The sequence below is a fragment of the Streptomyces sparsus genome, from assembly GCF_054776295.1.
This window is the reverse complement of the sequence record NZ_BAAHCA010000950.1, coordinates 1-1,827: the sequence shown is the minus strand read 5'-3', so window position 1 is coordinate 1,827 and position 1,827 is coordinate 1. Positions and strand designations below refer to the sequence as shown.

At 72.0% G+C, this 1,827-nt stretch carries 3 protein-coding genes; 1 reads left to right on the top strand and 2 read right to left on the bottom strand.

The annotated features are described in order from the left end of the window. Together ACYVE9_RS25245 and ACYVE9_RS25240 are read right to left on the bottom strand one after the other, a co-directional pair. The coding region (locus ACYVE9_RS25245) for a Gfo/Idh/MocA family oxidoreductase (protein WP_461030207.1) at positions 1 to 151 on the bottom strand (151 nt) is incomplete at its 3' end. Then, on the bottom strand, positions 148 to 528 hold the full coding sequence (locus ACYVE9_RS25240; RefSeq protein ID WP_461030206.1) for a 5-carboxymethyl-2-hydroxymuconate Delta-isomerase: 381 nt from the start codon (positions 526 to 528) through the stop codon (positions 148 to 150). The genes ACYVE9_RS25245 and ACYVE9_RS25240, both read right to left, overlap by 4 nt. 224 nt (positions 529 to 752) lie before the next feature. On the opposite strand from ACYVE9_RS25240, the gene glnII reads away from it, so the two are divergent. After that, positions 753 to 1,772: a glutamine synthetase gene (gene glnII, locus ACYVE9_RS25235; protein WP_461030205.1), complete on the top strand. Its 1,020-nt coding sequence runs from the start codon at positions 753 to 755 to the stop codon at positions 1,770 to 1,772. Positions 1,773 to 1,827: the final 55 nt, after the last annotated feature.

The following is a 1,827-nucleotide window of genomic DNA, read 5'->3' as shown; positions in this document are numbered from 1 at the left end:
GGGCCGGCACGCCGTAGCGGTCGCCGAGCGCCGCCGCGGCTTCCGGGCGGCGTCCCCAGACGCCGGCCAGTTCGGCGTCCGGGTGGGTGGCCAGGGCGGCGGCGTGGGTGTGTTCGGCCCAGTGGCCGGTGCCGAGCAGACCGAATCTCATGCGCCCTCCCCCACCTGGGCGGAGCGGTAGGCGTCCCGGTCCAGGTCGGTGACGTGCACGGAGGCGTCCAGCCTGCGGCCGGCGGCGGGGGTGAGCAGGCGGGTGGTGAGTTCCAGTACGGCGTCGGCGAGCCGGGCCTTGACCTCGCGGGTGCGGCCGGCGAGCAGCGCCACCTCGATGTGGACCATGTCGGTGAGGCGGGAGGCGTCCGAGCCGTCGGCGATGACGCAGTGCTCGATCTGCCGGAAGCGGGTCTTGCAGCCGGCGGTCGTGGCGCCTGCCGTGGCGACCACCACCGCGTGGAGTTCGGCGGCGAAGGCCTGGTGGTCGAGGGAGTCGGCGAGGGGCGCGGAGTAGTCGACGGTGAGGTGCGGCACTCGTGACCTTTCGGTGGGGTGGGCGTCGCTCCACCCTAAGGGGCTGTTCTGACGCTGCCCGGCTGCCCGGCGCCGGGCAGCTCACACCGGCTCGGAGGCCCGGCGCGGTGCAGTTCACACCGGCTTAACGGACGGGCAACGGGAGGGAAACCGCAGCTCGTGAAGGTACTGGCTGTGCGGCACCCGCTGACAACCGCCCAACGCTGTGGTGAGGACGAACGCCCGTGAGTTACAAGGCCGAGTACATCTGGATCGACGGCACCGCGCCGAGTGCGAAGCTCCGCTCCAAGACGAAGATCCTCGCGGACGGCGCGGAGCCGGGGGTGTGGGGCTTCGACGGGTCCAGCACCAACCAGGCCGAGGGGCACGCCTCGGACCGTGTGCTGAAGCCGGTGGTCTCCTACCCGGACCCGATCCGGGGCGGGGACCACCTGCTGGTGCTGTGCGAGGTCTTCCACATCGACGACACCCCGCACGAGTCCAACACCCGTGCGCTGCTGCGGCCGGTGGCGGAGCGGTTCGCCGCGCAGGAGCCGCTGTTCGGCATCGAGCAGGAGTACACCTTCTTCGAGGGCAGCCGGCCGCTGGGCTTTCCCGAGGGCGGCTTCCCCGCTCCGCAGGGCGGCTACTACTGCGGTGTCGGCGCGGACGAGATCTTCGGCCGCGAGATCGTGGAGAAGCACCTGGACAACTGCCTGGCCGCCGGGCTCGGCATCTCCGGCATCAACGCCGAGGTGATGCCGGGGCAGTGGGAGTTCCAGGTCGGTCCGCTGTCGCCGCTGGAGGTGGCCGACCAGCTGTGGGTCGCCCGCTGGCTGCTGTACCGGACGGCGGAGGACTTCGGGGTGTCCGCGACGCTGGACGCCAAGCCCGCCAAGGGCGACTGGAACGGCGCCGGCGCGCACACCAACTTCTCGACCCGGGCGATGCGTGAGGGGTACGACGCGATCCTCGCGGCCTGCGAGTCGCTGGGCAAGGGCGACAAGCCGGCCGAGCACATCCGGAACTACGGCGCGGGCGTGGAGACCCGGCTGACCGGCGCGCACGAGACGGCGCCCTGGAACGAGTACAGCTACGGCGTCTCCGACCGCGGGGCCTCGGTGCGGATCCCGTGGCAGGTCGAGGCGGAGAAGAAGGGCTACATCGAGGACCGCCGTCCCAACGCCAACGTGGACCCGTACGTGGTGACGCGGCTGATGGTGGACACCGTCTGCACCGAGCTGGACACGCTCGACCTGGTGTGAGCCGCCCGCCCGGCTGACCGGTGCGGGACGGCCGCAGCCGGGTGCCGGGGACCGT